23 protein-coding genes and 1 tRNA gene are annotated in these 24,949 nt (G+C 49.2%); 16 read left to right on the top strand and 8 right to left on the bottom strand.

The features are described from left to right. Nucleotides 1-370: 370 nt before the first annotated feature. Nucleotides 371-2,065, top strand: coding sequence for a mechanosensitive ion channel family protein (locus tag ACN4EG_RS00005; protein ID WP_431627030.1), 1,695 nt, complete (start codon nucleotides 371-373; stop codon nucleotides 2,063-2,065). A 39-nt stretch (nucleotides 2,066-2,104) separates the two neighbouring features. Here the strand turns inward: ACN4EG_RS00005 and ACN4EG_RS00010 are convergent. The 4 genes from ACN4EG_RS00010 to ACN4EG_RS00025 all read right to left on the bottom strand — a co-directional run bounded on the left by ACN4EG_RS00010 (nucleotide 2,105) and on the right by ACN4EG_RS00025 (nucleotide 3,628). Next, nucleotides 2,105-2,178, bottom strand: a tRNA-Pro gene (locus tag ACN4EG_RS00010). Between the two features lie 128 nt (nucleotides 2,179-2,306). Next, complete coding sequence (locus tag ACN4EG_RS00015) at nucleotides 2,307-2,672, bottom strand: DUF1818 family protein (protein WP_431627031.1); 366 nt, start codon at nucleotides 2,670-2,672, stop codon at nucleotides 2,307-2,309. 38 nt (nucleotides 2,673-2,710) lie between these two features. Further along, complete coding sequence (locus ACN4EG_RS00020; RefSeq protein ID WP_431627032.1) at nucleotides 2,711-3,235, bottom strand: hypothetical protein; 525 nt, start codon at nucleotides 3,233-3,235, stop codon at nucleotides 2,711-2,713. Between the two features lie 129 nt (nucleotides 3,236-3,364). Continuing rightward, complete coding sequence (locus tag ACN4EG_RS00025) at nucleotides 3,365-3,628, bottom strand: DNA-directed RNA polymerase subunit omega (RefSeq protein WP_431627033.1); 264 nt, start codon at nucleotides 3,626-3,628, stop codon at nucleotides 3,365-3,367. Between the two features lie 563 nt (nucleotides 3,629-4,191). Between ACN4EG_RS00025 and ACN4EG_RS00030 the strand changes: the two genes are divergently transcribed. Together ACN4EG_RS00030 and rdgB are read left to right on the top strand one after the other, a co-directional pair. Beyond that, nucleotides 4,192-4,911: a GDSL-type esterase/lipase family protein gene (locus ACN4EG_RS00030; RefSeq protein WP_431627034.1), complete on the top strand. Its 720-nt coding sequence runs from the start codon at nucleotides 4,192-4,194 to the stop codon at nucleotides 4,909-4,911. Nucleotides 4,912-5,074: 163 nt separating this feature from the next. Next, the gene (gene rdgB / locus ACN4EG_RS00035) at nucleotides 5,075-5,659 is read left to right on the top strand and encodes an RdgB/HAM1 family non-canonical purine NTP pyrophosphatase (RefSeq protein WP_431627035.1); all 585 of its coding nucleotides are present in this window, start codon (nucleotides 5,075-5,077) and stop codon (nucleotides 5,657-5,659) included. 61 nt (nucleotides 5,660-5,720) lie between these two features. On the opposite strand, the gene ACN4EG_RS00040 is transcribed toward rdgB, so the two are convergent. Then, complete coding sequence (locus tag ACN4EG_RS00040; RefSeq protein ID WP_431627036.1) at nucleotides 5,721-5,966, bottom strand: DUF4351 domain-containing protein; 246 nt, start codon at nucleotides 5,964-5,966, stop codon at nucleotides 5,721-5,723. Between the two features lie 13 nt (nucleotides 5,967-5,979). Then, the gene (locus ACN4EG_RS00045; RefSeq protein ID WP_431627037.1) at nucleotides 5,980-6,939 is read right to left on the bottom strand and encodes a DUF4351 domain-containing protein; all 960 of its coding nucleotides are present in this window, start codon (nucleotides 6,937-6,939) and stop codon (nucleotides 5,980-5,982) included. Nucleotides 6,940-7,252: 313 nt separating this feature from the next. On the opposite strand from ACN4EG_RS00045, the gene ACN4EG_RS00050 reads away from it, so the two are divergent. Both ACN4EG_RS00050 and ACN4EG_RS00055 read left to right on the top strand, forming a co-directional pair. Beyond that, nucleotides 7,253-7,480 carry a hypothetical protein gene (locus ACN4EG_RS00050; RefSeq protein WP_431627038.1) on the top strand — a complete coding sequence of 76 codons (228 nt, stop codon included), beginning with the start codon at nucleotides 7,253-7,255 and terminating at the stop codon, nucleotides 7,478-7,480. Nucleotides 7,481-7,908: 428 nt separating this feature from the next. Further along, nucleotides 7,909-8,310 (top strand): hypothetical protein, encoded by a 402-nt coding sequence (locus tag ACN4EG_RS00055; RefSeq protein ID WP_431627039.1) that lies wholly within the window; start codon nucleotides 7,909-7,911, stop codon nucleotides 8,308-8,310. A gap of 302 nt (nucleotides 8,311-8,612) precedes the next feature. On the opposite strand, the gene ACN4EG_RS00060 is transcribed toward ACN4EG_RS00055, so the two are convergent. Then, nucleotides 8,613-8,987 (bottom strand): DUF1823 family protein, encoded by a 375-nt coding sequence (locus tag ACN4EG_RS00060; protein ID WP_431627040.1) that lies wholly within the window; start codon nucleotides 8,985-8,987, stop codon nucleotides 8,613-8,615. Between the two features lie 137 nt (nucleotides 8,988-9,124). Here ACN4EG_RS00060 and ACN4EG_RS00065 point away from each other — a divergent pair, with 137 nt between their 5' ends. From ACN4EG_RS00065 to ACN4EG_RS00115, 11 genes are all read left to right on the top strand, one after another. After that, entirely contained in the window at nucleotides 9,125-9,406 is a 282-nt protein-coding gene (locus ACN4EG_RS00065; protein ID WP_431627041.1) for an acylphosphatase, read from the top strand. A 231-nt stretch (nucleotides 9,407-9,637) separates the two neighbouring features. After that, nucleotides 9,638-11,050: an aminopeptidase P family protein gene (locus tag ACN4EG_RS00070; RefSeq protein ID WP_431627042.1), complete on the top strand. Its 1,413-nt coding sequence runs from the start codon at nucleotides 9,638-9,640 to the stop codon at nucleotides 11,048-11,050. Nucleotides 11,051-11,111: 61 nt separating this feature from the next. After that, a complete protein-coding gene (locus ACN4EG_RS00075; protein ID WP_431627043.1) occupies nucleotides 11,112-11,663 on the top strand; it encodes a hypothetical protein in 552 nt (183 codons plus the stop codon). Between the two features lie 68 nt (nucleotides 11,664-11,731). Continuing rightward, nucleotides 11,732-13,351: a cyclic peptide export ABC transporter gene (locus ACN4EG_RS00080; RefSeq protein WP_431627044.1), complete on the top strand. Its 1,620-nt coding sequence runs from the start codon at nucleotides 11,732-11,734 to the stop codon at nucleotides 13,349-13,351. Between the two features lie 264 nt (nucleotides 13,352-13,615). After that, on the top strand, nucleotides 13,616-13,834 hold the full coding sequence (locus ACN4EG_RS00085; RefSeq protein WP_431627045.1) for a hypothetical protein: 219 nt from the start codon (nucleotides 13,616-13,618) through the stop codon (nucleotides 13,832-13,834). A 1,255-nt stretch (nucleotides 13,835-15,089) separates the two neighbouring features. After that, entirely contained in the window at nucleotides 15,090-16,310 is a 1,221-nt protein-coding gene (locus ACN4EG_RS00090; protein WP_431627046.1) for a hypothetical protein, read from the top strand. Next, nucleotides 16,291-16,776, top strand: a complete 486-nt coding sequence (locus tag ACN4EG_RS00095) for a hypothetical protein (protein WP_431627047.1) — start codon at nucleotides 16,291-16,293, stop codon at nucleotides 16,774-16,776. The genes ACN4EG_RS00090 and ACN4EG_RS00095 overlap by 20 nt, the downstream gene beginning before the upstream one ends. A 466-nt stretch (nucleotides 16,777-17,242) precedes the next feature. Beyond that, nucleotides 17,243-19,126 carry a sensor histidine kinase gene (locus ACN4EG_RS00100; protein ID WP_431627048.1) on the top strand — a complete coding sequence of 628 codons (1,884 nt, stop codon included), beginning with the start codon at nucleotides 17,243-17,245 and terminating at the stop codon, nucleotides 19,124-19,126. Between the two features lie 154 nt (nucleotides 19,127-19,280). Next, nucleotides 19,281-19,910, top strand: a complete 630-nt coding sequence (locus tag ACN4EG_RS00105) for an HD domain-containing protein (protein ID WP_431627049.1) — start codon at nucleotides 19,281-19,283, stop codon at nucleotides 19,908-19,910. Between the two features lie 93 nt (nucleotides 19,911-20,003). Next, nucleotides 20,004-21,158: an SPFH domain-containing protein gene (locus tag ACN4EG_RS00110; RefSeq protein WP_431627050.1), complete on the top strand. Its 1,155-nt coding sequence runs from the start codon at nucleotides 20,004-20,006 to the stop codon at nucleotides 21,156-21,158. Between the two features lie 59 nt (nucleotides 21,159-21,217). Next, the gene (locus tag ACN4EG_RS00115) at nucleotides 21,218-22,429 is read left to right on the top strand and encodes a TFIIB-type zinc ribbon-containing protein (protein ID WP_431627051.1); all 1,212 of its coding nucleotides are present in this window, start codon (nucleotides 21,218-21,220) and stop codon (nucleotides 22,427-22,429) included. A 146-nt stretch (nucleotides 22,430-22,575) separates the two neighbouring features. On the opposite strand, the gene ACN4EG_RS00120 is transcribed toward ACN4EG_RS00115, so the two are convergent. After that, nucleotides 22,576-24,513 (bottom strand): sensor domain-containing diguanylate cyclase, encoded by a 1,938-nt coding sequence (locus ACN4EG_RS00120; protein WP_431627052.1) that lies wholly within the window; start codon nucleotides 24,511-24,513, stop codon nucleotides 22,576-22,578. Between the last annotated feature and the right edge of the window lie 436 nt (nucleotides 24,514-24,949).

The following is a 24,949-nucleotide window of genomic DNA, read 5'->3' on the forward strand; positions in this document are numbered from 1 at the left end:
GTACAATATTTTCCATATGGCTATCCATCCGGTGCGTTTTGGATTAATTTGCACCCTATCCGATGGATAGCTTCTCTGTCCACTCCTGCCTCGCTAAAATTGTCCGGACTATTGAAATTAGAAACATAAGATTTAAGCTACTGGAATAACTCCTAGATTGATTTAATGATTTTCATAAATTAGACGGGAAATTCATTAATACAGCATTTTCATAATCTTTATATTTCAGTTTCACTGTTCTTTATTCGTAATGTGGATGATACGAAATCTCTTCTCTTTTCAGCGATCGCTTACTCGACGATCGCTTACTCGGCGATGGCCTACCATGCGTTCCCAGGCAACTTCCTCTAAATCAATGTTCTCAAAATCAATGTTCTCAAAAGTGGCGATGATCGTCACTGTAGGGTTACTCAGCTTGGCTTGCAGTTTGGGATGGGGGTTCAATTCTGCGATCGCTCAGCCTGCAACTGCCCAGCCCACCGCTTCCCCAGCCGCCGTTGTCATTGATGGGCAGCCGATCTTCCAAGTCAGTGCCTTTGGCCAATTTAGCGCGCAGGAACGAGCCGATTTAATTAATCTCCAAATTAAAGAAGCGGTGCAAGCCTCGGAGCCCATGCAGGTCAAGTTAGAAGAACGCAATGGCGCACCCACTATTCTTTTAGATAATCGCTATTTATTAACCGTCACCAATCCCGATACCGTTTCTGGCAATTCCCCATCTAACCAAGCGACTCTCTGGGTAGCGCAGATCCAAAACGCGCTCCAGCAGGCTCAAGCGGAACGATCCACCAGCTACCTACGCCAAACGACAGTACTTGCGGTGGGCTTAGTGATTGTGGCCTTTGGGGTGCAGCGGTTGCTGAGATGGTTAGAGCAACGATCGTGCCAACGTCTCCTGCAACGGATTGCAGCCACTGAAGGAGATTCGTCCAGCACCGATAATACTAAACTTTTAAAATTAATTTTTAAGCTCGGTGGGACGATCGCGCGGGTAGGATTGTGGATTGCGACAGCCCTATACATTACCAATCTTTTCCCCTTCACTCGTCAATGGAGCTACCACATCACTCGCATTCTCCTCTCAAGTTTTACATCGTCTATTTTGACCTTGGGGAACAAGTCCTATACGGTCATTGACGTACTGATCTTGGTGGGATTGTTAATCAGTTGGTTTATCCTAGCAGGCACCTTAAGCAATTTGCTGCGATCGCGGGTGTTGAGTTTTGCTGGGATCAATCGTGGGGTTCAAGAGGCGATCGTCATCCTCACTCGCTACAGTTTGATTGCCATTGGCACTTTGGTTGTGCTGCAAGTGTGGGGATTGGACATTAGTTCCCTAGCCATTTTAGCCAGTGCATTGGGGTTGGGAATTGGGCTAGGTTTGCAGAATATTGCCAAGAATTTTAGTAGTGGATTAGTCCTCGTGTTTGAGCGACCTATCCAGGTGGGGGATTTTATTGAAGTGGGAGAGCTGAAAGGTACTGTGGAACGCATTGGAGGGCGCAGTACAGAAATTCGCACCTTGGATCATGTGTCCATCATTGTGCCCAATTCGCGTTTTTTGGAGATGGAGGTGATTAACTGGAGTCATAGCAATCCGATTTCTCGCTTACATATTCCCGTAGGGGTGGCCTATGGCTCCGATCCCAAGGTGGTGCGATCGGCGTTGCTGGAAGCGGCCCAGGGCTATCCGGACATTCTCAAAACTCCATCCCCGAATGTTCTTTTTACGGGCTTTGGAGATAGTGCTTTAAATTTTGAGTTGTTAGTTTGGACTCGGGAACCCAGTCGGCAGTTTGTGCTCAAGAGTGAGCTGTTCTTTCGGATTTATGACGTGCTGACAGCCAAGCACATTGAAATTCCCTTCCCCCAACAGGATCTGCACCTCAGATCGGGTGCTTTAAGCTTTTCACCCCCGATCGAGTCGGCTCTGATTCAACTCTCGAGCCAACTGGCTCACCCGTCTCCCGCTGAGCCGAAAATTTCAGAAGGCCCGATCGAGGAGAGCCAGGAAGATGTCAAGAACAGCAATGGCACTAAACCAGACTTCAACAGTCAAAGCTAAAAAATGATAAAACCCGCTCTAAGAGCAGGTTTTAATCTATCGGAGCGGCGGGATTTGAACCCACGACCCCCACTACCCCAAAGTGGTGCGCTACCAAGCTGCGCTACGCCCCGTAACCAGTTAACTGAACTCGCGTTCAGCGCTCAGCTATACTAACACTACCAAATTCATTTATGCAACTCTTTTCTCAAGAAACTTATGGAACAAGTTTGCTGAAAAAGTTTGGAGGCCAATCTTGCCATCAAAACACCCGGATGGTTTGTAACACCTGCAAGAATTCTGCAACGACTGCACAGGGCCAAAACCCTTCTGCCCTTCTGCCTGTATTCAGAATGCAGCGCAGGCTGTAGGCATGGGGAAAGCCTTCCGCTTCCAACCAGAGCCGATCGGTTTCCAACTCACAGGCGATCGTTTCTTCGTCCATCAGTTCCGTGGCGATCGCCTGCATTGTCTGATCTAGCTGCGCTGCCAACTGGCACAAATCCTCAAATTCGGCGGCGGTCAGTTCGATCGCCCAATCTTCCGAACCTACTAGGGCCGGAAATTCCTCTGCCGTCGGATCCCAGCCGATCCGCCACCCTGATCCAGACTTCACCAACCGCGACATACTGTTTTTTGCTTAGCCAATGCGTTTGCGTTTGGATGTCACTTTAGCAAAGACGCGCCCCCCGTGCGAGGGTTGACGGGTTGGGGCTGAGCGGTTGGCATTGGAGTTGGCCGACTAGGGCGTTTGGCAGCGTTCAGCGTGTCTACCAGAGCTTGTACCAGGGCGTTACGCTGGGCACGATCGAGTTTTTGTATGGCCGATCGATCGGCCTCCATAGGATTGCTTTTCAGGGTGCCTGCGCCGGGATAGGTGGCGGGATCCATAATTTCGTTGGCCCCCAGATAATCGGCGAGGGTCAGCTTCCAGTCCAAGCGATAGTTGGCGGGTCGGCCCTTGGTGTAGAGGTGATAGCGAATAACCCGATTGATTAACGTGCCTTTGACATCTTGCTTGCCTGTAACGCGGCTCACGTACTGATTTTCCAGGGGCAGGAAGGGAAGTTGCTGATAGATTTGCTGACTGGCCTCGTTAGCACCTACGGTTTGGGCTACTAGGGGCTGGAGGGGCTGGGCGATGAGAAGCACCGCGATCGTGAGCGAGAGTCCAAAAAAACGCTTAAACATAGTGGATCTCAGAGCGGGTCATACAGGCCGTCATTCCTTCAGAAACAACGAAGAGACAAGCGAAGGGTTCCAAATTACCCTTAGCCTATCTCCTCAAATTCGGTGCCGTACAGCAGGTTCGGTTCGCTGTTATTCCCCAATAATTTCCGGCTGGGTCAGTTCATCGGACATTTCGATGATGGCTCGCATAACCGGCTTCATCATGGGATCTTCCACCGCATCAAATTCCTCAAAGCGACGACGCTTAGCTCGGTTAGCCACCTGCACGGTGATCCGGTAGCGGTTGGACGCGGCACTAATCAGATCATCCGCCCGCCGCATAAGCTGCTCAGTATCCAGGGTTGAGCGTTTATGAAGGGATCCGGACTTGGATGTAGTCTTGGACTTACGCAAAGCAGCCTCTCTCAAAAGATAAGACAACAGAAACTTTAAACTATCGACGTTTAATCGACTGTGAATCGATTTTGACCGATCGAGCTTGTAACCGATCGAACTTTGAATCATCAAAGAATCATCAAAGCTAAGGCAGATCAAACCGCTTCGATATCCAGCGTAGATCAAATTTCCCTAGATTGACAGGATAGCCTAGCACACTTTTTGGGGTTGTGACCCACGATCGTGCCCGGTGAGCCAATGGAGAAAGGGAAGTTTGGGAGAATTTACAATGACTTCGGTCACAGCGATAGTCAGCACTTCAGCCAAAATAAACTTGGACAACGGAATATGAAGATTTGAAAATTTTTCGGGGTAATGGTAGATTCCAAGCCAGGAAGGTTGGGTGGTTTACCGGATCGATCACGGCGATCGGTTGACGTGATCCCGTAGGTCTGCCCTGGGGACTAGACCCACGTTGCGCCTACGCTTTAATCTTCCCATCCTAGCCAATCTAAATTTAGTAATATCCACTCCTGACTGCGATTTCTGGATTCAACCCCTCTATTCAAAGCTCTGAATTTATGCACTTTTCGACTGCTACGATCGCGCAACCCATTCGGCTCAAACAACAAACCCAGCGCTGGATCGTCATGGGAGATAGCCTGGTTTATGGCTTTGGGGATCCGATTGGAGGGGGCTGGGTGGAACGGTTGCGTCGCCAGTGGATGAGCCCAGATTGTACTGACCATGTGCTCTATAACTTGGGGGTGCGGGGTGATGGCATCAATCAGGTGTTGCAGCGGTTGGAGACGGAATTTCGGCTACGGGGCGAGGTGCGCAATCGGCAGCCGGATGCGTTGATTTTATCGGTGGGAACGAATGATTCCCCGAGACTGGGCCGATCGGATGGCCGGAATTTTTTAGAGTTTGAGGCGTTCCAGTCGGCGATCGCGCAATTGTTGGATCAGGCGCAGAGCCTATGTCCGGTGTATTTTGTGGGGATGGTGCCTGTCAACGAAGCGGCGATGCCATTTTTGGACTGCTTGTACTACAACCATGCTGATCAGTTCCGCTACAAAGAGGCAACACGCAAAGCCTGTGAGCAACGGGGCATTCCCTATCTGGATTTATTTGAGCGCTGGATGGCCAAGGGCACGACCTGGTGCAATCATCGGTTGACGCAGGATGGCTTACATCCCAATGTGTTGGGCTATGAGACGATGGTGGCGGATGTGTTGGCGTGGGATGCGTTGGCGGCGTTAAGCCAGCAAGCGGGGAGAATGCAGGCGGGGGGCCATTGAACTGGATTTGATTGAACCGTGCCCGATCGAGGTTGGGATGATCGAGGTTGGGACGGTCGATCGGTTGGGGCTTGGGCGCATTGGGGCTAAGCTATTCTGGGGATGTTCGTTGTTTGACGTTCGCTCCGGTTGATCGTTGAATTGTGTTTGGGAAGGAAAAAGCATGACGGTGTTGGTGGTCGCCACTGGCAATCCTGGAAAGTTGCAGGAAATTCAAGCCTATTTCAGCGAGGATTCCGGCTGGGAGTTAGAACTGAAGCCGCCGGAGTTGGATGTGGAGGAAACGGGTGTCACGTTTTTGGAGAATGCTTGTTTGAAGGCGTCGCAGGTGGCGCTGGCGACGGGGCACTGGGCGATCGCCGATGATTCGGGGTTGGCGGTGGATGGGTTGCAGGGTGCGCCGGGGGTGTTTTCGGCGCGCTATGGCACGAGTGATGACGATCGCATCGATCGGGTGTTGCGGGAGCTAGGTTCGACGACGGAGCGGCGGGCGCAGTTTATTTGTGCGCTGGCGGTGGCGCGTCCGGATGGGACGATCGTGATCCAAGAGGAGGGGATCTGTCCGGGGGAAATTTTGTCGGAGCGGCGCGGTGAGGGCGGCTTTGGCTATGATCCGATCTTTTTTGTGCCGGAGATCCAGAAAACGTTTGCGGAGATGTCGCCGGAGGTGAAGCATCGGCTGAGTCACCGGGGACGGGCGTTTGAGCAGGTGTTGCCGCAGTTAGCGCAATTGCAGGGGCAGTTGTAGAAGGTTGGACTGTGCGGGAATTGTTGATGGATTTTCCCGCAGGCTCTGTTTTTTTTACTTTTTAGGTCACATTCGAAGCATCCAGCCAGGTGGTGAGGTCTTCGATCGATGTGAGGTCGAAGATCGCGAGGGCTAGGGCGTTGAGTTGCTCGATCGAGAGTTGGTGAATGCGCTCGTGAATGGGTTGGGGTAAAGAGCCAAATTTTCGTGCGAGTAACTGCAAGATAAGCAGTTCTTGGCCTTGTTGACGGCCTTCTTGGATGCCGCGTTCGTAGCCGATTTGTTCAACGCTGGTGACGTAAGGCATTCGACGATCCTCTTTAGGTCACATTCGCAGCATCCAGCCAGGTGGTGAGGTCTTCGATCGATGTGAGGTCGAAGATCGCGAGGGCTAGGGCGTTGAGTTGCTCGATCGAGAGTTGGTGAATACGCTCGTGAATGGGTTGGGGTAAAGAGCCAAATTTTCGTGCGAGTTGCTGCAAGATGAGCAGTTCTTGGCCTTGTTGACGGCCTTCTTGGATGCCGCGTTCGTAGCCGATTTGTTCAACGCTGGTGACGTAAGGCATTCGACGATCCTCTTCGTAGCGTTTTAAGTCTTCCCAGAAAGTTCGTTTTAATCCTTCTGGCAATATCATAACCCAGTCGATAAAGCGGAAGAGGTTGAGGATGGCCGATCGATTGTAGCCGCGTTCGTAGAGGCATTTGACGAGGCTGAATTTCCAGGTTTTGCGGGCGGAGGGGTCGGTTTTGGTTTCTTGGGCTTTGAGGTGGGCCATGACGACGATCGCGAAGGGGTTGGGGTTTTGTTCGAGGTCTGGCCAGCGCGATCGATAGTCGAGGAGTTTGATGGCGGTGAATTGGAATTGGAGGGAGCTGCCGGGGGTTTGGCTGGTGTATTGTTGGGGGTGCCAAGTGGGGCGGCTATCGCAGAGGATAGCGAGACTGGAGGGCATTTGGTGAAAGTATTCGAAGATGCGGATGGCGTAGGTGAACATGCGTTCGGGGAAGTGGTGTTCGGGTGCGGCTTGGATTTCGAGGTGGATGAGGAGGATGAGGGGGGTGCCGCGTTTGCGATGGACTTTGACGAGTTGGTCGGCGAAGCGTCGGCCTAGTTCTGCGTCGGGGGTGATTTGCTGAAATTCTTTGTCGAGGAATTCGATCGGGTGTGTCCAGTCGATGAGCCGATCGATTGCGGGAAAGAAGAAGGCGATCGCGTCGGGGAAGTGTTCCCGTAGAACCAGTTTCCAGGGGGAGTCTTGGTCGATCCGGGGGTCTTGCATGGTGAGGCGGGGCAATGATTGCAAATTATCTCAGTACTTGACAGGAGTTTGGTTTGTTCGTAGGCTTAGTTCTCATAGCTGAGTACAACCGTGTTTGACTTCCCGATTGAATCAGCTTGTTTCCCAAAAATTAAGGCGCTACCCAATGTTGATTGAGGCCAACAGAGGGCAGCTAAACCCCCAAGCTGAAACAGGCAGCTGGGCGGTCTGACACGGATTGTAACATTCGATCGGGCCACCCTACTTGTCTTGCGCAAAAGGGTGGTCTTAATTTTTGGGGTTTCTTCCCATCTCTACAAGTAGGAGAAATCCCATGTTTATTGGTTTTGATGAAGTCGATCGCGTAATCAACGACGATCGGCAGCCGTTGCAGTTTTATCTATTAGGCAGTCGCAGGGAAGTGCAGGCAGCAATCGATCAGTTGCATGTTTTGCGTTTCTCCGACCGTGTGCTCTGGAGCAGGCCGGTTCCGGTGCCGAGGTCTGAGTGGAAGTATGTGAGCCGGATGCAACGGCAGCAACCCACGGATTCGATCGGTTGAGCGGTGGTGTTCGGTCGGATGATGTAGCGGATTGATCGATCGATGCAACGGATCTGTTCTTAAAGTTCCCCTAGCTTCTAGGGAGAGGCTTAGCTAGGCACAAGGGGGAAATCCATCACACTGCTGTAAATTTCCCCTTTACAAACATCTTCAACAATCTATTTCACAGTTTTCAGCAAATAGATTGTGAATCAGAGTCAATTAGCAATGAAAACAATTCAAAATCAAAAATTAATCTAGGAAAAATCAGTGAGTTCGATCGTAATAACATCGCAACGATATCAAAGAAACATCGCAACGGTAACGGAATGACATCACAATCACGATATTCACTCAGTCAAATTCCGGTTTCTCTGGCTCCATTTTCCCTCAGTCTTTATGCAATACTAAACTTAACAATTCTCTAATCTAAGTTGAACCCCTGACCCATGAGCCAATACGAGCGTTTAATGATGATGGCGGAGGATGAGCTGACTCAGTACAGCACCGACGCCCGAAAACTGGAAAAACTGCGCCGCAAAGTCGGCATTTCTACCACTTTGGCCGATCGCCAAGAGGTCAAGGAGCAACTCAACCAAGAACTTCCGACGGATCCAATCAGCAAACTGGTGATGAACCAACGGCAAACCGTGGCACTGCCATTTTGGGGCATTGCGGGGCTGGGGCTGCTATTTGGTATTTCCTTTATGCAACCCGTCGATCTGATCGCCACGATCGCAGGGGGTGGACTCGCGATCGCAATTCAACGCTGGGGCTGGAAACTGCAAGCCAAACGACTGATTTGGCAAACCTTAGATGACCTCGAAAATCCTAAACCGGACGACAAATAATCGGTTGAACCTAACTCACAAATCAATGGAAAGTGAATCCCGCTGCTTAGTCCCGAATCCAGAAACCACAGGGATCTACAGCCGATCGTGGATCATTAATTGCCATTGGTGAATGTTCACTGTACCGTTTTCTGAGTACCGAATCATTATCATTGACTGTATAGCCGAAAGGGTTCGATCGGACAATCGCGATCGAACGATCGAACCTGTACTTCTAACTGAGCCTCTTCTGCTGCCAACTCGTAGGAAGGCCCCAAATTTAGAACTCCCCGTGCTTTATGCCGTTCCGCCTCAACTCCCACCTAGAGCGATAACGGGTGAATCGCCATGTAACTGAGCAGCCAATTCGTCATCGTCGCGCGGCGCGTTTTTCGGGGCACTAGCTCGTTGACTTTGTATCCTTCAAACCCCAACTGTTCCTTCAAAAGTTGCTTATTTTCTGCGGGAATCGATCGGGTCAGCTTCACCGTCGCCGGACGACTCTCAATGAAATTGGGCGGTTCTGGGTAGGCTTCCCGCCAGTCTTCATCAACCTGGGTATTGTCCCATTGAGCCGTTTCAGGATCGAACCGATAGCCTAGATAGTGCCAAACCAGTTGATTGGCCGTATCGTCATCGATCGCATCGCGTAGGATACCCCAGAGGGTTTCGGTGTTGAGCGGTGGTAACTCAGTCATAGAATTTGTCAACTTTCTGTAACGATTCTGTTGCCAATATTCGTAGATTACAGGGCTGCGGAACGCCATGCATAGGATAAATTGAAATATTTGGGGACTGAAAATTCATTCCAGAAAATTTTCGTAGGGAGGTTGCCATGAGTCAAGAGGTGGTTTGTGTCCATGTGTGGATTTCGGGCCGCGTGCAGGGCGTCGGCTATCGCTATTCAGCCAAGGCACAAGCCAATATTCTAGGGTTGAGCGGCTGGGTCAGAAATTTACTCGATGGTCGGGTAGAAGCCGTTTTTCAGGGCGATCGGGCTCAAGTTGATGCCATGCTGCGCTGGTGCCACCAAGGGCCACTCTCCGCCAAGGTCAACCAAGTCATCGTCAATAACGAAGACTCCCAACCCTTTGAAGGCTTTGAAATCCGCCGTTAGTTTTTTCCCCCTCGACAGTTCCAGCCACACCTGGGCTGAACTCTAGGCGGTTGGTGGAGGCACGAGTTGAGCCATCTGAGTTTGAGCCATCCGAGTTTGAGCCATCCAAGTTTTACCTGTCTGATATTGGATGATGCACCGTACAATGTGCGCCGTATGATGTGCGCCGTATGATGATAGTCAGGGCATTTTTCAACCCTAATCGCCATTTTCCCCATACTTGCCATCACCATGCCGATCGCCCAAATTCTGCAACAACGACGCCAAAAACTCGCGACACTGGTTGATTTTCCAGTACTTTTGTGGTCGGGCGATCGGCCCTCTCGGAATTTTCCGGCTAATCAATATCCCTTCCGCGCCAGTAGCCATTTTCTCTACTTTGCAGGTTTGCCCCTGCCCAATGCCGTTATTCATTTGCAAAATGGCCGCTTGACTCTGTTTATGGACGAGGCCCCGGCGGGAGCGGCGCTGTGGCATGGCGAGTCGCCCACAAGGGAACAGATCGCTGCTGAAATCGGGGCCGACGCAGCCTATCCCCTCGCGGAACTCTGGCCCAGGGAATTACCCACCGCGCAAACGGTTCTGCAACCTTCTAAATGGACGATCGATGCGGCGACGATCGGACTCTGTAATGAGCAACGCAGCGACCAATGCTACGTCCTCGATCGCAGTGTGAATGCGCCAAACTATCCGGAAGATCGCGATCTGGCCTTAGCCGAGGCGATCGTACAACTGCGGCTGGGCCACGATGCCGCCGCGATCGCGGACATGCGCCAAGCGGCAGCCGTCACCGTCCAAGCCCACAAAGCCGGGATGGCCGCCACTCGATCGGCCCAGAAATTAGCCCAGACGGAGGCCGCCGTGCGAGCCGCCATGGAACAGGTGATTCTGGCCCACAACATGACCACGGCCTACAACAGCATCGTCACCGTCCACGGCGAAGTCTTGCACAACGAGCATTATCACCATGTCCTACAACCCCAGGATTTATTGCTGGCGGATGTGGGTGCAGAAACGGCAAATGGCTGGGCAGCGGATGTAACGCGCACCTGGCCAACTTCGGGCAAGTTTTCACCCACCCAACGGGCGGTGTATGAGGTCGTTCTTGCGGCCCATGACGCAGCGATCGCAGCGGTCAAACCGGGGATGGAGTACCGGGAAATTCACCTGCTGGCCTGCGCCACCCTGGCAGCGGGGCTGGTTGACCTGGGAATTCTGCGGGGCGATCCGGAGGATTTAGTGGCAACCGATGCCCATGCCTTATTTTTTCCCCATGGGGTGGGGCATTTGCTGGGATTGGATGTGCATGATATGGAGGATTTGGGGGATTTAGCGGGCTATGCGGCGGGGCGACAACGCAGCGATCGCTTTGGCTTGGGCTATCTACGCTTAGATCGGCCTTTGCAAGCGGGCATGGTGGTGACGATCGAACCCGGATTTTACCAAGTGCCTGCGTTGTTAAATGATGCTAGCCGTCGTGACCAATATGCCGATCGGGTGAATTGGGAGCGGTTAGCCGAATTTGCCGATGTCCGAGGTATTCGGATTGAGAATGATGTTCTTGTGACGGACAACGGTTCGGAAGTCATCACGGCAGCACTACCAACAACAATTACTGAAATTGAAACGTTAATGGAAGTCTAAATCAATTTTTCAATCTCTAGAGATTGATTTGCCAACCATTCAGCCTCCAGGAAATTTGTCTATGAAAACGATTTTGAAGATTACGGTGATGGTAGCCTTCGCGATCGGGGTGCCCACCCTGCCAGCTTTGCAGAAAGCAACTGTTGCCCAGGAAACGGCTCCGACCACTGCACCGTCAATTTGGAAGCAATTCACCTCAGAGACCGGAAAATTCACGGTGTTGATGCCGGGAGAGGTCAAAGAACAGGTAGATCGAGATTTGCATTGGTTTGAAGTGGAGCGGACGCAGGAGGAAGTGCGCTATTCCGTCGCCTATGAGGATTTTTCGGCACCCATTTATCAAACAACTGCCGAATTAGAAGACGCCTTTGCAGGATTGCGCCGCACGATCGGCCAGGAAAATGGCAAAATTTTGGCGGAAAGTCGTATGACACTGAAGGGCTACCCCGGTATTGAGTTTAAGCTGACTTTTCCCAAGGAAGGGGCGACGGGACGAGCGCGGGTATTTATTGCGAAACAGCGAGTTTATACCTTAGTGGTCAAAACCAATCGAGAGAAAAATTTGACCCGCAGTGTGGATGGGTTTTTCCAGTCGTTTCAGCTATCCGATTAGTCGTTTCAATCTTTGATCCATTGAGACTTCGTCACGCCTTCGTCCCACTGTCACCTGTTACATCCTCCATGAACATTCTCTGGCTCCTGCTCAAAGCCTCCTGGCAAAACGTCACGATCGCGATTCTTACAGGATTAATTAGCGGTGGTTGCAGTGCGCAATTAATTGCTTTGATTAACCAAGCGATCGAGGGTAAATCCATATCGATCGGGCTGTTTGTTGTCCTGACGCTGCTGTCTTTGTTAACCACAGTGATGGCGCAGTTTTTACTAATCCGATTGGCACAAACGTCCATTTATCGACTGCGACTACGGTTGAGCCACGCCATTCTCAGCACACCCCTCTCCCAACTAGAAGCCCTCGGCCCTAGCAAGCTTCTGGCAGCATTGACGGAGGATGTGCAAACGATCGCCAATACCGTCTTTGCGATTCCCTTTCTCTGCGTGGACATTTCCATTATTGTGTCCTGCATGATTTATCTAGGATTCATTTCGATTCCTGTTTTTCTGGGACTTTTGGTGTTCATGGCGTTGTCGATCGTCAGTGTGCAGTATTTCCTAGGGCGAGCGAGGAAGTATTTAAAGCTGGCACGGGCAGAGGATGATTTTCTGTTTAAGCATTTCCGCACCTTGACCGATGGCGTTAAGGAACTGAAGCTGAGCTATGAGCGACGCCGATCGTTTATCAAACAGGATTTAGAAACCAGTGCCTTGAATTCCAAACTCTACAATGTGCAGGCACTGACGCTATTTTCCTTGGCGACGGGTTGGGGTAATTTACTGTTTTTTATGATTATTGGCATGGTGCTATTTGCATTGCCAAAATTGATTAACATTCCATCCAACACCCTGGCAGCTTTTATCTTAACGCTGACATTTTTAATGTTGCCCTTTCGGAATTTATTAGAGCGTTTACCGTTGTTGTTTAAAGCAAACGTCGCGTTGCAGAAAGTGGAATATATGGGGTTGACGCTGGAAAGTAATAAGGAAATTCCGGTGACCAGTGCGACCTTTATATCTTCCCGACAGGTGCCCCCCCAAGCAATTCAGCTTGACCAGATTGTTCATACTTACCGCACCGATCGCGATGAGCATCCCTTCCGTTTAAGCATTCCTGAACTCACGATTCCTGCGGGACAAATGGTATTTATCGTCGGGGGGAATGGCAGTGGCAAGTCAACGCTTGCGAAATTGCTGGTGGGATTGTATCGGGCGGAAACGGGAGCGGTGAAGTATGGCGGCACCACCATTACCCCGGCAACGCTGAGCGCCTATCGAGAAAATTTTTCCGTGGTGTTTGCGGATTTTCATTTGTTTGAACGGGTGGTAGGGCAGGACAGTCACGACCTCGATCGCCAAGCCCAGGATTACCTAGAGAAATTACAAATTGCCCACAAGGTGCAAGTGCAGGATGGATTGCTATCGACAACGGCCCTATCAACGGGGCAACGGAAGCGATTGGCATTGCTCCATGCCTATTTAGACGATCGACCGATTTATTTGTTCGATGAATGGGCATCGGACCAAGATCCGGTCTTCCGCGATTTGTTCTATAACCACATTTTGTTTGACCTAAAACAACGGGGTAAAACAGTATTGGTCATCAGCCACGACGATCGCTATTTCCATTTGGGCGATCGGATTATCAAGCTGGACTACGGTGAAATTGAGTATGACAAGTTGGTGTAGGTGGCTAGGCAGGATGAAGGGCTGTCTACGGGGGGGAATGGTCGATCTACCATGGGGACAGCATCTCCATGAGGTGAGGTGCTCAATGGTGCCGAGTTAAAGTTTTACAAGACGAATTGACAGAGACTCTACCTACAAAAAGCTAGTTGAGAATTTTAACAGTTGAGAATTTTAACATTCGATCGAGCCATTCTTGTTTGTGCTGTCAAACGGGGTGGCTCTCAATTTTTCATTTTTTCGATTCATAACAGGAGAAGCTTAATTATGGCAAAAGGTTCTAGCGATCGGAGTGATCGTGAAGTTCAACATGAGCGTCAACGCTTACAGATCCACTTAATCGGTCGTCCAGAATTCATTCAGGACACGATTAATCAATTGCATGTCCATCGGATTGCAGACAGAATTTATTGGAGTCAACCAATGAAGAGCATCCATTCCGACGGCCAATACATCAGCATCCTTAGCCGCGAACGACTGCGTTAACGATTGCAGCATCAGTGTCCCGCAGGTTACATGAGTCGTTTTATAGCCTGTGGGCACTTCAGCTAAGGAGATCAAGATTCTAGAAAAGGCGATCGGCTCATTTTCCCAGGAACCCGTCCACGGAAGCAGAGATGGTTGTCGTTGAGAGCGATCGGGGTGCTTTCTCCCTCATTTGTGTGATGCAAAGCTCGATCGACCTTTCAGATTGTTTTGTGGGCAGTCGTTTTCAGGCAAAAATCTAGAAAAACTTCATGATTAGCCCAGCCTAACCGATCGTCGCACCTAACTGGCGATGCTACACTGGTTCCAGCCAAATCAACTTGCAGCAGATGAACTTTGCATTGTGCCGCTGAGTTCAATCGTTGAGACAGTTTTTGAAGCTTGTATGTCAGTTTTCATGATTGAGGGTAGATGATTTGCTGAACGAGAACGATGCTGAACTTTGGGAACGCTATCTGGGTATTGAAGCAAGAGTCTCAGTCAGAGTGCAAAGACAGCTTCAGACAGGATTGCCAGCACAAATTTCTCATAACAGTAGAATAGTCTTCGTAACTTATGCCTATGCAGATCTTGAACTACCCAAAGAGTTTAGTATGATGTTTTGGGTTAATTGTGACGAGCGTGTGCGTTCCAACGATCGTGATGATTGCACATCGCTTCGACCTCACCATCTCGCCAGTGTCATTCACGCAAAAAGCCGTGTTGTTGCAGTCACCCAACAAATGGCTGTACCATGGCCAATCGTACAGCACGGGTGGAAGACAGTATGTGTGATTGAATTCCCAGAGGGCGTTCCATCCATGATTGATGACTTACCTCAAGTATCTGAATGGGGTATATCACGACACATGGTTTGTCTATGTGATTACCCAACCTGGTCAGCTTTGGTTGATAGAGATCCTTGTTAGTTAATCATGGTAGAGAACCGCTGCCAAACGCATAATGATTCCCATGGAAACCAATTTTCAAGTAAGGAGAAATTCGGCCAAATTCCCCCTAAATAAGCGGGAATTTAGGGAAATCTTATAGATTGCAATGACCAGTTGATTTGGTATTGTCATGCTCCAAGTGTCACTGAAAGGCCGATCGCTGGGAATGATGAGTTGGACTCAGATGATTTTAGCCAACAAACCATATGGATGCTAACCGTCTCTCTTTAGACTCCGTCTGGTACTCAGTCGATCTTCCTGGTTACCGGGAGCATATGGAAGACTGTGCGACCTATTCTCCCTTTCCCTATGCATTTTTGCCAGAAGTGCTGATTGAACAATTTCAGGGCAACTTTGAGTGGCTAATTGAAGCACACGCTCCCTATCACGATACTAATCTCGCCATTTTCCAGGGGGAGACCGATATTACTCAAGGAGCATTGCCCTTACCCGCCCAAGTTACAGTCATAGAAGAGAAAGCATCTGAGTTAGGGCTGAGATTGCCACCAGCCTGGGTGCAATTTCTGAAATCCGCAGAACTTTTTTGTCGTATCCGCTCAGTCACTTGCTGTTACTTTGAGTTAGGCGAAAGCTTTATTCCATTCCCGGTTGAACAGACTGGAGAAAACGGCTATTTAATGTTGTTTTTATCTGATTCCCAATCTTGTGTTCTCTGGTATCTCTATATCAATCCAGTCGGTGAACATTGTGTCATTAGTAGCAATCGTCGTCTCTACCCTGGTATTTTTGAAGATCAACAAACAGAAAAAGAAGAATTAGGGGATAACTGGGATGAAGATCTGGATGCCATCCACCTCCATTTCTGTGCTTCCAGCTTTGAGGAATTCATTTATCGGTTTTGGATCGAGAATGAAATTTGGTTCAAAGTACAACCTCCACGCCAATGTGAAATTCATAGAGAAGCCCCACTTTCAGAAGCACAACAAGCTTATGCAGATCATTACCGTAACCCAGTACAGTATTACGAAAAATTACGGCGGCAAATTCGGCAAATGATCACACAGGCTCCGATATCACCTTGGCAACTCGTGGCACAACAAGACTTCACAGTGCTAGATTCCGTAGGCTATGGGAGAGGAAGCGATTATATTTTATTGATCAGTGATACATCGCGCCAGGTTTACGATTGCCTTACAGGAAATCAATTGGCAGAAGTGATGCATGATGAAAGTGATGATTCTTGGTTTGATTCTGTAACATTATCTGTTGCCGGAATTGGGCCGTTGCAAGATCAATTGATCGCGCTGTCGGGGACAGATTCAGATATCCAAAGAGGAGAATTTAGACAATATACTGAGGATGGTTTTGGACTCTGGAAGATTGCGCCAACCTGGCCAGATTATCGTATCCTGCTCTCTCCCCCTGGTGCAGTCTTGCTGGAAAATTTGGATCAGTTTATCCAAGTTGCTCAGTACTATGAGTCTATGATTTGTGGATTTTCGCCAACGAGTCAGAGCTTTATTGTGGCAACCACACAGCAACTATTGATTTTTTCGCGAACCAGCCATGAATTACAAACAGCTTGAAGAAGAAATTCACAGTCTGCTCTCTAGTGCTGAACACAACCAGCTAATTCAGTTCTCCCTCGAATCCATTGAAATCCTTCACTTAGCGAGTACTAAGGCGATCGAAGCCGAACTAGAAGATTCAGAGCAAGATTTTCTCAATGAAATTTTACTCAACATTGAACATAGACCAGTAGAGGAAGTTCGATCGCACCTCGACGCGCTAGCTATCAGCATGACCGAAGATGATGTCCGAGCGGTTGAGTTTTCTTGTGAATTGGTTGAACTACTGGCCTGTATCGAGAGCTTCCTCCAATACAGAGTTACCCAGAGCGCAGATCAGATCTTTGATCTCTGTATTAGCATGATCAATTGGGCAGATTACAACACGAATAGTGATGAGTATTCCCTCGATAACATGCTGGGTGACCCCACGATGCGAGCAGAAATTGAGCGGCAGAGGAGACGCTTAGGGAGGCAAGCATAAGGGATATCATTCTCAGATTTGAGGTGCGGCTTGCAGCGCACCGTCCAAATGAGGGCCATCCGTAGAACCTTGTGCCAGAGCGGACTCGCAAGAGTTAATCTATAAGCAATACCTGGTTTGAAGTCGTTCACTGCAAACGTTAGTCGAATGATTGGGGTAGATCGCGCCAATCCATTCAAACACAGACTCGACACCATATACTACAGCTTGGCAGAAGCAGAAACTACATTATTAAATTCAGGAAATTCAATAGAACAAGCAACCCCATTGGAAACGACTTCAGCGATCGGCCACATCAATCCCCCCTGAGTTCGCTGAGGTCACCAGATGGACTGCGGTAATTACGGTAGCACAAGCACAGTCAGATTATTGATGGATGAAGCTCATCCTCTCAAAATGGGCATATTAACGCTAGCCTGCGTGACCTCCTTTGGGCAGAATACGGATCACCATTGTCATACTTGCCATGTTCTCTGAGACTTCTGAACCCAAGTCTGATTTACCTGCTTCGCCTTCCCGTAGTTTCCTATCTAACCTGTTATGGTGGTTTAACAGCCTGAAACTTCAACACAAAATTGCGTGGAGCATGGGCTTAGTGACCAATGTTGCGATCGTTGGTATGACCACAGGTTGGGGCATTGCAGAAAGTCATCTCAACCGTGCAAAGGCAGAGATTGCAGAGAGTGAAGCCGAGAATCACATGCTCAATGAGCTACAAGTGAGGCTACTGAAAATGCACCTGCACCAAAAAGGCAGTATTCTGACCTTGAACAATACATCCCAGTGGAAAGGGGTATACGATACCTTTATCGCCGATCGCAATCAATTCGATGCTAGCTGGACAACCTACATTGCCACCCACGGAATTGTTGAGGGCGATACTTCCTCTGATCAAAAGGAACGCCAGTTGATTGAAGATCTCAAGGCGAGCCACAAAAAGTTTTCTAAGGATCTTGATATCCTAATAGTTAAGTTAAATCAGCTCAAACTGGGTCAATTATCTGACTCACAGCGTCGGGCTTTACAAGTAGAACTCACTCAATTTAACAATGAATCATTGCGTCAAGATGCTTATCAGGTTCTTAACCTGGTGCAACAACTCAGTGATATTGAGGAGATACAACTCCAAGAGGCAAAAATAGCGTTAAATCAAGCAGATTTTTTACGAACGATCATGTTTGCTGGCAGTGTGATCGCTTCCATCGCGATCGCCTTTCTACTCCTTTCGCTCCTCAGTCGAAAAATTTCTGCTTCCGTCGAAAAAACTGCGGCCATTGCGGAAGAAGTCATTAAAACCGCCAATTTTGATCTCCAGGTACCCATCACCAGTACAGATGAAGTCGGTCAGCTATCTCTTTCCCTTAACCGCTTGATTACCCAAGTCAAACAACTCTTGCAGCAAGAGCAAGCCAAAACTGAATCCCTAGAACAAGCCCTCAGTGAAATTCAAGCAACCCAGTCCGTTTTGCTCCAAAGTGAGAAGATGTCTGCCCTTGGGCAGATGGTGGCTGGAATTGCCCATGAAATTAATAATCCAGTCACCTTCATCCATGGCAATCTTGAACATCTCACGTGCTATGTGCAAAATTTGTCCTATGCAGTGGAGCTATATCAACAACATTGTTCAGAACTCCCGCCAAGCATTGTACAAGCGCTAGAAGAAATTGATTTAGATTACCTGATTCAAGACATTGGCGATATTGTGAAATCCATGCAAATGGGAACCCATCGGATTTGTGACATTGTATTAGCATTGCGTAACTTCTCTCGTCTCGATGAAGCTGAAATTAAATGCGTCAACATCCATGACGGGATTGATAGTACCCTGATCATTTTGGCCCACCGGCTTAAGGCCAACAATCAACATCCTGAGATTCAAGTCATTAAGCACTATGACAGCCTGCCCCAAGTCGAATGCTATGCAGGTCAACTGAATCAGGTATTTATGAATATCCTGAGTAATGCGATCGATGCCCTTGAAGAAAGTAACGCAAATCGAACCTATCAGGAAATTGCAAGCAATCCCAATCAAATTCATATCTACACAGAAGTCATTGATCACAATCAGGTCAAAATTCGCATTCAGGATAACGGCCCTGGCGTTCCAGAACACATTATTGGCAAACTATTCGATCCCTTTTTTACAACCAAGGATGTGGGTAAAGGCACAGGCTTAGGGCTGTCCATTAGCTACAAAATTGTTACTGAAAAGCACCGAGGATCCTTGCACTGTTACTCTCAGCCTGCCCAAGGAACCGAATTTATCGTGCAACTGCCCATTTACCAATCTCAAGATCAGATTTCCCTGCCCGTCGCTGCGGCACTCAAGTATAAAACTGCTAGCGTATAAATGCGATCGCGAAATTAGCTCTGGTAAACAGCGATCGACTAATCCGCTTGCACACCGCCCGTATTCAGTTGTTGGTTGCATTCGACAAGTTACCAGCAGCGGGTGATTGGGAACGTTAACTGATCGATCGAGCAATGTGGGGCAGAAAACTAAGATGAATATTCGATGGCATACCCTACTACAATCCTGGGCAGTCAATGAACACGAAATTGCGAAAACCTATCGAGAAATTATAAAAGCCTACTCAGAAAGCCATCGCCACTATCACACCCTCCAACACATTACCCACGTCTTGGAAACCCTAGAAACCCTACAGCCCCAAGCCCAAGATTGGATTGCATTACAGTGTGCAGCCTGGTTTCACGACATCGTTTACGATCCCACCCAGCACAATAACGAAGCTCAAAGCGCTCTCGTCGCCCAACGTTATCTAGAAGCTTGGCAAGTCGATCGTGATCGCATTCACCACGTCATTCAACTCATCTTAGCCACCCAAACCCACCACATCCCTGCCGATTTACCCGATGCCGCCTTACTCCTAGATGCCGACCTCGCCATCTTAGGCAGTGCTCCCCAGGACTACGATCGCTACGCCGCCGCCATCCGCCAAGAATACCACTGGGTATCGCTGGCCGAGTATCAACAAGGTCGCATTGCGGTTTTACAATCCTTTCTCCAGCGCGATCGCATTTACCATACCGATCGCCTCTTTACCCAACTGGAACAACCCGCCCGCCACAACCTACAGACTGAGATCCGACACCACCAGCGATCGACGCAGTAGCCAACAATCCTGCTTTAACCTGATTCCCCGGAATCGCCCATGGGTACGCTGTAGATATCTATTGCATTTCAATCCATCGCGAGGCAGGCTCCCGTGGGACTTTTTGACAAAATTCGGGCTGAGTTTATCGATATCATCGAGTGGTTGGACAATACCAACGACACGATCGCCTATCGATTTGAGCGCTTCCAAAACGAAATTAAAATGGGCGCAAAACTAATTGTGCGACCCGGCCAAAAAGCAGTGTTTGTCAACGAAGGTCAAGTCGCCGACGCCTTTGAACCCGGAACCTACGAACTTACCACCCGCAACCTGCCTATCCTCAGCACTCTGCAAGGCTGGAAGTATGGCTTTAACTCTCCCTTCAAAGCGGAAGTTTACTTCTTTAGTATCCGCATCTTTACCAACCTGAAGTGGGGCACCGCCAACCCCATCATTGTTCGAGATGCGGAACTTGGCCCCGTGCGGCTGCGGGCTTTTGGGTCATATAACATTCGCGTTGCCGACCCCACCCAACTGCTGCAAGAACTGGTCAGTACCGACGGCCTCTTTCAAGTCGAAGAAGTCAGCGATCAAATTCGCAACATGATCATGACAGCCTTTGCCCATTCCGTCGGCGGCAGTCAAATTCCCCTATTAGATCTGGCCTCCCGCTATGGTGAATTGGGCGATCGTATTCGTCAAAATATGTTGCCTGAAGTGCAACGCTTCGGCCTAGATTTAACACAACTACTGATCGAAAATATTTCCCTACCACCGGAAGTGGAAGAAGCCTTGGACAAACGCGCTTCCATGGGCATCTTGGGCAATATGCAGCAGTACGCCCAGTTCCAAGCCGCCAACGCGATCGAAGCATCTGCCAATAATCCCAATGGCGGCGGCACCCCGGCCCTTGATTTTGGCGTCGGCATCGCCATGGGACAGCAACTCATGGGAGCCTTTGCCCAACAAAATCTGCAAACCATACAGGCGATGCAGAATCCCCAAATGCAAGCCCCCCCGCAGACCAATCCCCAACAGCCCGCTCCCTCCATGGCTCCCCCGCCCCCCGTACCGACTGTCCAGTGGTTTATCTCCCGTGGTGGACAAAACTTTGGCCCCTTTGCACCGGAGCAATTACTGCAAAATGGTCTGACTGCTGAAACCTACGCATGGCGATCGGGGATGGCAGGCTGGCAACGGGCCCAGGATATTCCAGAACTGGCCGCAATCCTCAACAGTGCGCCCCCACCCCCACCTGCCCTGTAATGCTGGCTCCGTGATCCCAGCCCTGTTATTTTGTTTAGACTGTACTCTCCCTTCCCGTCATGATGACTACGCCGTTGACTAACCTGCAAGAGTTTCCCTGCTCAAGTTGTGGTGCCAAGCTCGAATTTAATCCCAAGGCTGGGCAGTTGAAATGTCCCTATTGCGGCCATGAGGAAGCCGTTCCCGAGTTGCCCGATGGCTTGCAGGAAATTTCGTTCGAGTCCTTTTTGGCAGAACGAAAAGTCAAAACGGTACTCCTGTCAGACAGTGCCCTGGAAGTGGCCTGTCCAGGGTGTCGGGCCCGCATTACTTTCCAGCCGCCGGATGTGGCAGGTAAATGTCCCTTCTGCGGCACGGGTATTGTCGGTAAGGGCGAAAAAGCCCATCCCGTCGTAGAACCGGGGGGCGTCCTGCCCTGCAAAATCACCTCTAACCAAGCGCGGGATAAAATTCGTAAATGGTTGGGGAACAACTGGTTTGTGCCGAATGGATTGCAGGAAATGGCCCAGCAGCAGGGTTTACAAGGGGTGTATCTCCCGTTCTGGACCTACGATGCCCAAACCCACAGTTCCTACAGCGGACAGCGGGGAGAATACTACTACGTCACCGAAACTCGGACATACACCAATTCCGAGGGGGAAACGGTCACAACAACCGAAGAAGTGCGCCATACCCGTTGGTATTCGACTTCGGGTTATGTCTCCCGTTTTTTTGATGATGTGTTGATTCCCGCAACTACCCAGCTTCCTGAAAAACAACTCAATCGCTTAACCAATTGGAATTTAAAACAATTAGTGCCCTATAGTCCTGCCTTTTTGGCGGGTTTTAAGGCCCAACGCTATCAGGTGTCTTTGGAATCAGGACTCGATCGCGCCAAACAAAAGATGCAAGACACCATTCAGCAAGATGTCCGTCACGACATTGGCGGCGATGAACAGCATGTAGATTCTCTATCCACTCAACATAGTGAGATCACGTTTAAACACATTCTGTTACCTGTGTGGCTATCGGCCTATCGCTATAACAACAAAGTCTTTCAAGTGATTGTCAATGCTCAAACGGGCCAAGTCATGGGCGATCGCCCCTATAGCGCAGTGAAAATTGCGATCGCGGTCACGGCTGGTCTTGTGGTGTTGGTGGGAGGCTTCTTCCTGTTTTCCCGCATGGCTGGGTCATCTAGCCGGACGCCTAGTCGTTATCGTTCAACACCCACCTATCGCCTGAATCGATCGGCTTTGCCGGAATCTACGCTAACGCAATGGTTGAGCTAACAAGATTGAATACGAACTAATAATCGTAAGACCACATCAATTTGTGATTGCAACACATCATGACTGCTAAATCTCTGCGCTACGCTTGGGGGCTAGGGGAGCGGATTTGTAGGATTGATCTATCAATTAGGTATCAGCTAGCCAGATTAGAGCGCAACCTCTTGAGTCACGGCTTGGTTTCTGCCACTGAGTTTGGCTTGGTACAGGGCATGATCCGCGATCGTCACAATTTTTGAGGCATCAATATCATGGAGCGGCACCATGGTTGCAACACCAAAACTGAGGGTAACCCAGGAACTCACCTGGGACTGTTCATGTTGAATTTTTAAGTCGCTCAATTTGGTTTGAATACGGTCTACAATTTGAGCTGCTCCTCGGGCCGTTGTATTCGGTAAGATAATGCTGAACTCCTCGCCGCCATAGCGAGCCACAATATCCCCAGGCCGCTTAACTGCCCGTTGCAAGACAGCTGCCACCTGCCGCAGACATTCATCACCCATCTGATGGCCGTAGGTATCATTAAAGGCTTTGAAATAGTCAACATCACAGAGAATCAGGGACAGGGGCAAACCAGCACGTTCCAATCGTCGCCATTCCGCTTGCAAACATTCATCGAAGTGACGACGATTGGCGACTTGCGTCAGCCCGTCAATGTAGGCAATGCGCTGGAGCTCTTGATTCGCTGATTGCAAGGCCGATTCAACCACCATGCGTTCACTAATTTCCTGCTGGAGCTTCGCCGTTCGTTCACTAACTTTATCTTCTAGCAGACGGGAATATTCTTCCAATTGTCGCCGGGATTGTTGGATTTCTTGGATCATTTGGTTAAACGATCGCGCCACAACGGAAAATTCTGCAATGGGGCCCACCTTGGCTTTTTGACTAAAATCGCTGAGGGCAATGCGTTGACTTACGTTTAATAAATTTAATAAAGGCTCGGTAATGATGCGACTCACGATCGTACTTGCAAAAATGGAGATCACCAGCGCACTCAAAGAAAAAATGATCGTGGTTTGGGTATTTTGATTCACCTGCCCCGCAAAATCTGCCTTAGGAATTACCACGACAATCAGCCAGTCTAACCCTCGACTATCTCGTAGGGGTTGAATTTGTAAGAAATAAGGATTACCAGAAACTAAAAATTCTCGCCGATGGGAGCGCTTCAGGGTGACTGATGCAGGCCATTCCGCCATGACATATTTTGCAGCTGCTTTAGTCACAGGATGGATGCTCTCAATGGCGGAAGTCCGCTGGGCCCCATGAATCTGATTAATCGGTCGGAAAGGTTTTTCGCTGGTGGAGGTAGCCACTAGCAATCCCGATCGCTCAATAATAAAGCTTTGGCCCCGCTGACTCAGTTTTACTTCCCGGAGAAAATTATTAATCTGTGACAGATTTAAGCTACTAAATAAAATACTTTTTCGTTGAGAATCTAGCACTAAGGGCTGAGAGGCATACAAATAGGCAGTAACCCCGCTGACATGGGGAGAAATCGGACTCCAAGCAATCCCTTTTGCCTTAGTTGCGGCTTGGTACCAAGGCAATTTTTTAGGATCAAAGTTCGCTGTTGGGTTAATCGGTTTGGATCGACGTCCGGAATTCGTGATGTAAAAGGATTGCAATGCATATTGAGTGGATTGCCCAGAATTCCAAACCATGAGGGAATTATCAGGCAAACGTTCCACACCGATCGCCTCTCGATTGTCCAACCCTAAACCAAGAGAGGCGAGTACTGGATCAATTTCAAGCTGGCGACGAAAAATTGATTCCAGGGACTTCAACTGATTGACCTGGTTGACCTGACTAGAAGAAAATTTATTATTACGAATAATTAATTCACTATTCGCCATTGCCTGTTCTGGAATGGCTAAGTAATTGCGCAATTGTCGATCGATATGATTCGCAGATTCCGATAGTAAATAGCTAGCCGTTTCATTGACCGCCTGTTGCCCATTAATGTAAGACAGCCAACCCACCCCCCCAACAGACGCCACAATCTGTAGTACAAACGGCAAAACCAAGATGAGCCGCAGCGGAATCTGACAAGAACTGATGTCATGTTTGAAAAAAGGAGAAAGCCGCATAAGTAATTCAGGGGCAGCATTTACTGTTTAATATGCCAGTCTAATTAATATGCCAATCTAATGAGGGAGAAATGACATTCATGGCTCATCCGCACAAAAAAGTTGCACAAATTTTGCCGCGAGCTATAATACACTGTAGTATGCGAGTACACCCTGGTTCAACTGTTCGTTGGCCTGTCCACCGGACTGTCATTCTATCGGCTGGGCTTTGATTGAACTTTGATTGGACTTTGATTGGACTTTCAGAGGGACTGTCGTTGAACTGTCAGTTGAGCTTAATTGTCCAAATGGTTATTAGATACCCAAGCAATCGTATTGATCACCTGATTCCTTCCAATCTAGCTTGATTCAATCGTTTATAATTCAGCCTCCTTTTGGGGAAGTGAAATACCAAGACCAACATAATTGGGGGTTGGAGACTATTTTGGGAACTAAA

It is taken from the genome of Alkalinema pantanalense CENA528 (assembly GCF_050753345.1).
GTDB lineage: Bacteria > Cyanobacteriota > Cyanobacteriia > Leptolyngbyales > Leptolyngbyaceae > Alkalinema > Alkalinema pantanalense.

What these genes read in the sequence shown, in the direction of transcription:
- ACN4EG_RS00055 (WP_431627039.1), top strand. Translation starts at nt 7,909, where the DNA reads ATGAGCCAATACGAGCGTTTAATGATGATGGCGGAGGATGAGCTGACT.
- ACN4EG_RS00020 (WP_431627032.1), bottom strand. Translation starts at nt 3,235, where the DNA reads ATGTTTAAGCGTTTTTTTGGACTCTCGCTCACGATCGCGGTGCTTCTC.
- ACN4EG_RS00100 (WP_431627048.1), top strand. Translation starts at nt 17,243, where the DNA reads ATGTTCTCTGAGACTTCTGAACCCAAGTCTGATTTACCTGCTTCGCCT.
- ACN4EG_RS00080 (WP_431627044.1), top strand. Translation starts at nt 11,732, where the DNA reads ATGAACATTCTCTGGCTCCTGCTCAAAGCCTCCTGGCAAAACGTCACG.
- ACN4EG_RS00120 (WP_431627052.1), bottom strand. Translation starts at nt 24,513, where the DNA reads ATGCGGCTTTCTCCTTTTTTCAAACATGACATCAGTTCTTGTCAGATT.
- ACN4EG_RS00095 (WP_431627047.1), top strand. Translation starts at nt 16,291, where the DNA reads ATGAATTACAAACAGCTTGAAGAAGAAATTCACAGTCTGCTCTCTAGT.
- ACN4EG_RS00030 (WP_431627034.1), top strand. Translation starts at nt 4,192, where the DNA reads ATGCACTTTTCGACTGCTACGATCGCGCAACCCATTCGGCTCAAACAA.
- ACN4EG_RS00045 (WP_431627037.1), bottom strand. Translation starts at nt 6,939, where the DNA reads ATGCAAGACCCCCGGATCGACCAAGACTCCCCCTGGAAACTGGTTCTA.
- ACN4EG_RS00005 (WP_431627030.1), top strand. Translation starts at nt 371, where the DNA reads ATGTTCTCAAAAGTGGCGATGATCGTCACTGTAGGGTTACTCAGCTTG.
- ACN4EG_RS00085 (WP_431627045.1), top strand. Translation starts at nt 13,616, where the DNA reads ATGGCAAAAGGTTCTAGCGATCGGAGTGATCGTGAAGTTCAACATGAG.
- ACN4EG_RS00075 (WP_431627043.1), top strand. Translation starts at nt 11,112, where the DNA reads ATGAAAACGATTTTGAAGATTACGGTGATGGTAGCCTTCGCGATCGGG.
- ACN4EG_RS00105 (WP_431627049.1), top strand. Translation starts at nt 19,281, where the DNA reads ATGAATATTCGATGGCATACCCTACTACAATCCTGGGCAGTCAATGAA.
- ACN4EG_RS00065 (WP_431627041.1), top strand. Translation starts at nt 9,125, where the DNA reads ATGAGTCAAGAGGTGGTTTGTGTCCATGTGTGGATTTCGGGCCGCGTG.
- rdgB (WP_431627035.1), top strand. Translation starts at nt 5,075, where the DNA reads ATGACGGTGTTGGTGGTCGCCACTGGCAATCCTGGAAAGTTGCAGGAA.
- ACN4EG_RS00040 (WP_431627036.1), bottom strand. Translation starts at nt 5,966, where the DNA reads ATGCCTTACGTCACCAGCGTTGAACAAATCGGCTACGAACGCGGCATC.
- ACN4EG_RS00060 (WP_431627040.1), bottom strand. Translation starts at nt 8,987, where the DNA reads ATGACTGAGTTACCACCGCTCAACACCGAAACCCTCTGGGGTATCCTA.
- ACN4EG_RS00050 (WP_431627038.1), top strand. Translation starts at nt 7,253, where the DNA reads ATGTTTATTGGTTTTGATGAAGTCGATCGCGTAATCAACGACGATCGG.
- ACN4EG_RS00015 (WP_431627031.1), bottom strand. Translation starts at nt 2,672, where the DNA reads ATGTCGCGGTTGGTGAAGTCTGGATCAGGGTGGCGGATCGGCTGGGAT.
- ACN4EG_RS00070 (WP_431627042.1), top strand. Translation starts at nt 9,638, where the DNA reads ATGCCGATCGCCCAAATTCTGCAACAACGACGCCAAAAACTCGCGACA.
- ACN4EG_RS00115 (WP_431627051.1), top strand. Translation starts at nt 21,218, where the DNA reads ATGATGACTACGCCGTTGACTAACCTGCAAGAGTTTCCCTGCTCAAGT.